The sequence below is a fragment of the Streptomyces sp. 8N616 genome (genome assembly GCF_052246385.1).
Taxonomy (GTDB): Bacteria; Actinomycetota; Actinomycetes; order Streptomycetales; family Streptomycetaceae; genus Streptomyces.
In genome coordinates this window covers 69,291-75,859 of record NZ_JBQQBY010000040.1, presented here as the reverse complement: position 1 = coordinate 75,859, position 6,569 = coordinate 69,291, and the positions used below count along the sequence as shown (strand labels likewise).

8 protein-coding genes are annotated in these 6,569 nt (G+C 71.1%); 5 read left to right on the top strand and 3 right to left on the bottom strand.

Annotated elements, in window-relative coordinates; translation table 11 throughout:
- A partial coding sequence (locus ACTWQC_RS29585; protein WP_443318906.1) for an integrase core domain-containing protein occupies nt 1-132 on the top strand: 132 nt, incomplete at its 5' end.
- Here the strand turns inward: ACTWQC_RS29585 and ppgK are convergent.
- Both ppgK and ACTWQC_RS29575 read right to left on the bottom strand, forming a co-directional pair.
- Complete coding sequence (ppgK, locus tag ACTWQC_RS29580) at nt 129-878, bottom strand: polyphosphate--glucose phosphotransferase (RefSeq protein WP_443318898.1); 750 nt, start codon at nt 876-878, stop codon at nt 129-131. The two genes, ACTWQC_RS29585 and ppgK, sit on opposite strands and share 4 nt — an antisense overlap.
- An 86-nt stretch (nt 879-964) precedes the next feature.
- The gene (locus tag ACTWQC_RS29575; RefSeq protein ID WP_443318897.1) at nt 965-1,993 is read right to left on the bottom strand and encodes a 4-hydroxy-3-methylbut-2-enyl diphosphate reductase; all 1,029 of its coding nucleotides are present in this window, start codon (nt 1,991-1,993) and stop codon (nt 965-967) included.
- A gap of 166 nt (nt 1,994-2,159) precedes the next feature.
- On the opposite strand from ACTWQC_RS29575, the gene xseA reads away from it, so the two are divergent.
- From xseA to ACTWQC_RS29560, 3 genes are all read left to right on the top strand, one after another.
- Nucleotides 2,160-3,368 (top strand): exodeoxyribonuclease VII large subunit, encoded by a 1,209-nt coding sequence (xseA, locus tag ACTWQC_RS29570; RefSeq protein ID WP_443318896.1) that lies wholly within the window; start codon nt 2,160-2,162, stop codon nt 3,366-3,368.
- Between the two features lie 119 nt (nt 3,369-3,487).
- On the top strand, nt 3,488-3,784 hold the full coding sequence (locus ACTWQC_RS29565; RefSeq protein WP_443318895.1) for an exodeoxyribonuclease VII small subunit: 297 nt from the start codon (nt 3,488-3,490) through the stop codon (nt 3,782-3,784).
- Between the two features lie 187 nt (nt 3,785-3,971).
- Nucleotides 3,972-4,565 (top strand): malonic semialdehyde reductase, encoded by a 594-nt coding sequence (locus ACTWQC_RS29560; RefSeq protein ID WP_443318894.1) that lies wholly within the window; start codon nt 3,972-3,974, stop codon nt 4,563-4,565.
- A gap of 109 nt (nt 4,566-4,674) precedes the next feature.
- On the opposite strand, the gene ACTWQC_RS29555 is transcribed toward ACTWQC_RS29560, so the two are convergent.
- On the bottom strand, nt 4,675-5,205 hold the full coding sequence (locus tag ACTWQC_RS29555) for a DUF4245 domain-containing protein (protein ID WP_443318905.1): 531 nt from the start codon (nt 5,203-5,205) through the stop codon (nt 4,675-4,677).
- A 242-nt stretch (nt 5,206-5,447) separates the two neighbouring features.
- Between ACTWQC_RS29555 and glpX the strand changes: the two genes are divergently transcribed.
- A complete protein-coding gene (gene glpX / locus ACTWQC_RS29550) occupies nt 5,448-6,479 on the top strand; it encodes a class II fructose-bisphosphatase (RefSeq protein ID WP_443318893.1) in 1,032 nt (343 codons plus the stop codon).
- Nucleotides 6,480-6,569: the final 90 nt, after the last annotated feature.

Below are 6,569 nucleotides of genomic sequence, written 5' to 3'. Positions count from 1 at the left end.
CACTCAGAAGCAGAACGACAAGCCGCGTTCCCCGCATGGCTGGACTGGTACAACTACCACCGACCCCACACCGGCATCGCAGGCCAAACCCCCGCCGACCGCGTCACCAACCTGTCCGGACAACACATCTAGCCCTTCCCCACCGCCACTGCGGCCGCCATCGCCGCGCCCACGATGCCCGCGTTGTTCTGCAGCTGCGCGGGTACCATCTCCGCCCTGACGCCCTCGATCAGCGGCAGGAACTTCTCCGCCTTGCGGCTCACCCCGCCGCCGATGATGAACAGCTCGGGCGAGAAGAGCATCTCCACATGGGCCAGGTACTTCTCCACCCGCCGCGCCCAGTGGTGCCAGCCCAGGTCCTCGTCCTCCTTGGCCTTGCTCGAGGCGCGCTTCTCGGCCTCGTGGCCGCCCAGCTCCAGGTGGCCGAGCTCGGTGTTGGGCACCAGCTTCCCGTCCGTGAAGACCGCGCTGCCGATGCCCGTGCCGAAGGTCAGCAGGATCACCGTGCCGCCGCGGCCGCGGCCCGCCCCGAAGGACATCTCGGCGACCCCGGCGGCGTCCGCGTCGTTGAGCACCGTCACCGGCAGCCCGAGCAGGTAGGAGAGCGTGCTCTGCGCGTCCCGGCCCACCCACCTCGCGTCCACGTTGGCCGCCGTACGCGTCGTGCCGCCCGTGACGACACCGGGAAACGTCACGCCGACCGGGCCCGACCAGCCGAAGTGGGTCACGACCTCCTTGACGCAGCCGGCCACCGCGTCGGGCGACGACGGGTGCGGGGTGAGCACCTTGTGCCGCGCCTCGGCCAGGTCGCCCTTGTCCAGGTCGACCGGGGCGCCCTTGATGCCGGACCCTCCGATGTCCACACCGAATACGTTCATGTGGACAACGCTACGGGCAGAGGCGGAGGCTCACGTGCCGGAAGCGGAGGCAGCCGAGGAAGCGGGGAAGAGGCGGGGAAAGCGCCTCACGATCGGGAGGAGCCGGAGGACTCGGCCTCCGCATCCGCGAGCGAGGACGGCGCCGCGAGCGCCGCCGCCTCCGCCCTCAGGTCGCGCCGCAGCTCCTTCGGCAGCGAGAAGGCGATCGACTCCTCGGCGGCCGTGACGGTCTCGACGTCCTCGAACCCGTGCCGCGCCAGCCACTCCAGGACGCCCTCGACCAGGATCTCGGGGACGGAGGCGCCGGACGTCACGCCGACCGTGCTCACGCCCTCCAGCCAGGTCGCGTCGATCTCCTCCGCGTAGTCGACGAGATGCGCGTCCTTGGCGCCCGCGCCCAGCGCCACCTCCACCAGGCGGACGGAGTTCGAGGAGTTCTTGGAGCCGACGACGATGACGAGGTCGGCCTCGGCGCCCATCTGCTTGACCGCGGTCTGGCGGTTCTGCGTCGCGTAGCAGATGTCGTCGCTCGGCGGGGAGAGGAGATTGGGGAAGCGGCCCTTCAGGGCGTCGACGGTCTCCATCGTCTCGTCGACCGACAGCGTGGTCTGGGAGAGCCAGACGACCTTGTCCGGGTCGCGGACCTCGACGTTCTTCACGTCGTCCGGGCCGTCGACCAGCGTGATGTGGTCCGGGGCCTCGCCGCTCGTGCCGATGACCTCTTCGTGGCCCTCGTGACCGATGAGGAGGATGTCATAGTCCTCGTTGGCGAAGCGGACGGCTTCCTTGTGGACCTTGGTGACCAGCGGGCAGGTGGCGTCGATGCTGGCGAGCCGGCCGCGCTTGGCCTCCTCGTGGACGACCGGCGCCACGCCGTGCGCCGAGAAGATCACGATGTTGCCCTCGGGGACTTCCTCCGTCTCGTCGACGAAGATCGCGCCCTTCTTCTCGAGGGTCTTGACGACGTACTTGTTGTGGACGATCTCGTGGCGCACATAGACGGGCGCGCCGTACTGCTCCAGGGCCTTCTCGACGGCGATCACGGCACGGTCCACGCCCGCGCAGTAGCCCCGGGGGGCGGCGAGCAGGACGCGGCGGGCGGCAGTGGCAGTCATGGGCACCATCGTAAGGCCGCGCCGCCGAGCGCAAAGATCGGCCGGGCTGCCCGCCGGTGGCCGGGTTGTGGGGTTTTTTTCTTCCTCCTTGTAGACAGAAAACCCCACAACCCAGGTCTGCGCCGGAGGCGGTCGCGCCGCCCTCGGGGGCGGCTAGCCTGCCCGTATGGGTCTCAACACCTCTCCTGACGCGCCCATCCCCGTGGGCCAGGTGTCACGGCTGATCGGCGGATGGATCGACCGGCTCGGCTCCGTGTGGGTCGAAGGGCAGATCACGCAGTTGTCGCGGCGGCCCGGCGCCGGCGTGGTGTTCCTGACCCTGCGCGACCCGTCGCACGACATCTCCCTCTCGGTCACCTGCTACCGCCTGGTGTTCGACCGGGTCGGGGACATCGTCTCCGAGGGCGCGCGGGTGGTCGTGCACGCCAAGCCCGAGTGGTACGCGCCGCGCGGCCAGCTCTCGCTCCGGGCCTCCGAGATCAGACCGGTCGGCGTCGGCGAGCTGCTGGCCCGGCTGGAGCAGCTGAAGAAGTCGCTCGCCGCCGAGGGCCTGTTCGCGCTGGACCGGAAGCGTCCGCTCCCGTTCCTGCCGCAGCTCATCGGCCTGGTCTGCGGCCGGGCCTCGGCCGCCGAGCGGGACGTGCTGGAGAACGCCCGGCACCGCTGGCCGGCCGTCCGCTTCGAGGTCCGCAACGTCGCGGTGCAGGGCGTGCACGCCGTGCCGCAGGTCGTTCAGGCAGTCAAGGATCTCGACGCGCTGCCGGACGTCGACGTGATCGTCGTGGCGCGCGGCGGCGGCAGCGTCGAAGACCTGCTGCCGTTCTCGGACGAGCAGCTCGTACGGACCGTGGCCGACTGCCGTACGCCCGTCGTGTCGGCCATCGGTCACGAGCCGGACACACCCCTGCTCGACCTCGTCGCCGACCTTCGCGCCTCCACGCCGACGGACGCCGCGAAGAAGGTCGTGCCGGACGTCGGCGAGGAGCTGACGCGCATCCGGCAGCTGCGGGAGCGCGCGCTGCGCGCCGTCACGGGGCTGCTCGACCGGGAGGAGCGGGGCCTCGCGGGCGTCCGCCACCGGCCGTGCATGGAGCGGCCGCAGCGGATGGTGGAGGAGCGGGAGGAGGAGGTCGAGGCGCTGCTCCACCGGGGTCGCAGGACGCTGGGGCACCTGCTGGACCGGGCCGACTCGGAGCTCGCGCACACCCTCGCGCGCGTGGTGTCGCTCTCCCCGGCGGCCACGCTGGAGCGGGGGTACGCGGTGCTGCAGCGGGCGGACGGCACGGTGGTCAGGTCGGCGGACGAGGTCACGCCGGACGAGAAGCTGCGGGCCCGCGTCGCCGAGGGCGAGTTCACGGTGCGGGTGACGCCGTAGCGGGCGGCTGCTGCGCTCCCTACGTCGCCGTACGCCGCGACAGCGGCGCGGGTGACGACGTGGGCGTCGTGGGTGACGGCGTCGGCCGCCCTGTCATACGCCACCTCTAGGCTGGACGCATGACCACTACGGACGAGAAGGCCGGCGAGCCCGGCGGCGGCGCGACCGCGCCGCCGGCCGACTCGACGCTCGGCTACGAGCAGGCGAGGGACGAGCTGATCGAGGTCGTCCGCCGACTGGAGGCGGGCGGGACCACGCTGGAGGAGTCCCTCGCGCTCTGGGAGCGCGGCGAGCAGCTGGCGAAGGTCTGCCGCCGGTGGCTGGAGGGCGCGCGGGCGCGGCTGGACGCGGCCCTCGCGGATTCCGGGGACGAGGACGGCGCCGGGGACGAGGACGACCAGGAAGCCGACACGTAAGGCGGCCACCGGCGTACCGACCGGAGCACCCCGGAGCCGGGGCACCCGCCGGCGTACCGACCAGCACACAGCCCGCGCGGGTGTGAAGCCGGTCACACACTTTCACCCTCGTTGAATATTCACGCGCCTCTCGTGGTTGTTGCACGCGACGGTAATTGAACGCTGCATAACTTTGAGAGGTATCCCCATGACCCTCGCCCTCGACAGCGCCGCCCAGGACCTGCTGTTCCGTGAGGCCAGGACCGCCCGCACCTTCACCGACGAGCCGGTCACAGACGAGCAGGTGCAGGCGATTTACGACCTGGTGAAGTACGCCCCCACCGCCTTCAACCAGTCGCCGCTGCGCATCGTGCTGGTCCGCTCGCCCGACGCCCGCGAGCGCCTGGTGCGCCACATGGCCGAGGGCAACCAGCCCAAGACGGCCGCCGCCCCGCTCGTCGCGATCCTCGCCACGGACCACGAGTTCCACGAGGAGCTGCCCCGCCTCTTCCCGCACTTCCCGCAGGTCAAGGACGTCTTCTTCAGCGAGCGCCCGGTCCGCGAGCAGGCCGGCTCCTTCAACGCGGCGCTGCAGGTCGGCTACTTCATCATCGGCGTCCGCGCCGCCGGCCTGGCCGCGGGCCCGATGACCGGTTACGACGCCGAGGCCCTCAACAAGGAGTTCTTCCCCGGGGGCGACCACTCGGTGCTGGCCGTGGTGAACATCGGCAAGCCGGGCGAGGACGCATGGCTCCCGCGCTCGCCCCGCCTGGAGTACGACGAGGTCGTCACGACCGTCTGACCTCCGGCCCGCCGTCCCCCCGGCAGAGCCCGGACGGCCCGGGCGCTGCCGGGGATACGGGCCCGCGGCGGCAGCCGCCCATGTCAGCCGCCCATGTCAGCCGCCCGTGTCACCGGCCCCCGGGAGACTCGAGCCTGAGCGTGGCGGCCATCTTCGCGAGCTGCGCGTACGACGCGGTGCCGGTCACCACCGTCGTCACCCCGCGCTCCTCCAGCACCAGCGCGTCGTACTTCGGGCCCTCGTAGCGGTCCCAGCGCTCCGCGCCGACCTGCTGGGTCCTGCCGGTCTTCTCCGCGCCCTGGCTGACCTTCGTCACGAACTTCGACGGCCTGCCGTTGCTCTGTTCCACCGCCACGTACTGGTTGTCCTGGTCCAGGAAGCCCAGGTGCCAGGCGGCCCCGTCCGGGTTGCCCCCGTCGTACGTCACCGAGGTCGCGCGCCAGCTCTTCGGCAGGCCCTCGGGGGCCGCCACCGGGTAGGGCGCGGCACGGCGGGCCGTGTCCAGCTCCACCCGGTAGTCGACCTGCTTCACCGGGTCCTTCGAGGGGTCGTGCGGGATGAAGAGATAGATGCCCGCGACAACGACCCCGATGACCGCCATCGACAGCACCATGTCCCGAACCGTCTGCGTACCGCGCATTCCTGCCACGCCCCTATCGTCCCTTATCGCCGAACCGGCGATTCCTGCACCCCCCTGCGGGGCACTCGTGAGATGCCCCCGGCGGCGCCTCGACCACGCTCTCGACCGCGCCCGTGACCGAGGCCTCGACCGTGCGCTTGACAGCGCTCATGCGTAGGGCCCACTGCTCACATTGGCGACGAACCGATAAAGTCACAGACACCCTCTACTCCGGCCGTCGCCGTACAGAAAGGTGCGCTCCGATGACCGAGCATCATCTGCCGTCCCAGCTCGAGGTGAGCCCCGAGGCTCCCGACCGAAACCTCGCCCTGGAACTCGTACGGGTCACCGAGGCCGCCGCGATGGCCGCGGGGCGGTGGGTCGGCCGCGGCGACAAGAACGGCGCCGACGGCGCCGCCGTGAAGGCCATGCGCACCCTCGTCAGCACCGTGTCGATGAACGGTGTCGTCGTCATCGGCGAGGGCGAGAAGGACGAGGCCCCGATGCTCTTCAACGGGGAGCGGATCGGCGATGGCACCGGTGCGGAGTGCGACATCGCCGTGGACCCGATCGACGGGACCACCCTGACGGCCAAGGGCATGCCCAACGCCATCGCCGTCCTCGCCGCCGCCGACCGCGGCACGATGTTCGACCCGTCCGCCGTCTTCTACATGGACAAGCTGGTCACCGGGCCGGAGGCGGCCGACTACGTCGACATCACCGCGCCTCCGTCGGTCAACATCCGCCGGGTCGCCAAGGCCAAGCACAGCGCGCCCGAGGACGTCACGGTCGTCGTCCTCGACCGCCCGCGCCACCAGGACCTGGTCAAGGAGATCCGCGAGACCGGCGCCCGGATCAAGTTCATCTCGGACGGCGACGTCGCGGGCGCGATCATGGCCGTACGGGAGAGCACCGGCATCGACATGCTGATGGGCATCGGCGGCACGCCCGAGGGCATCATCGCGGCCTGCGCGATCAAGTGTCTGGGCGGCACGATCCAGGGCAAGCTGTGGCCGAAGGACGACGAGGAGAAGCAGCGCGCGCTGGACGCGGGCCACGACCTCGACCGCGTCCTGCACACCGACGACCTGGTCAGCGGCGACAACGTGTTCTTCGTCGCCACCGGCATCACGGACGGCGAGCTGCTGCGCGGGGTGCGGTACCGGGCGGAGACGGCCGCCACCGAGTCGCTGGTGATGCGCTCCAAGTCCGGCACGATCCGGCGGATCGACTCCACGCACCGGCTGTCGAAGCTCCGCGCCTACAGCGCCATCGACTTCGACCGCGCGCGCTGAGCGGGGGAGCCGGAGCCGGCCGGTTCAGGCGATACGGACGCGCACCTGCGGAATACGGATGAACGTCAGGGGCGCCCCCGCTGCGGGGGG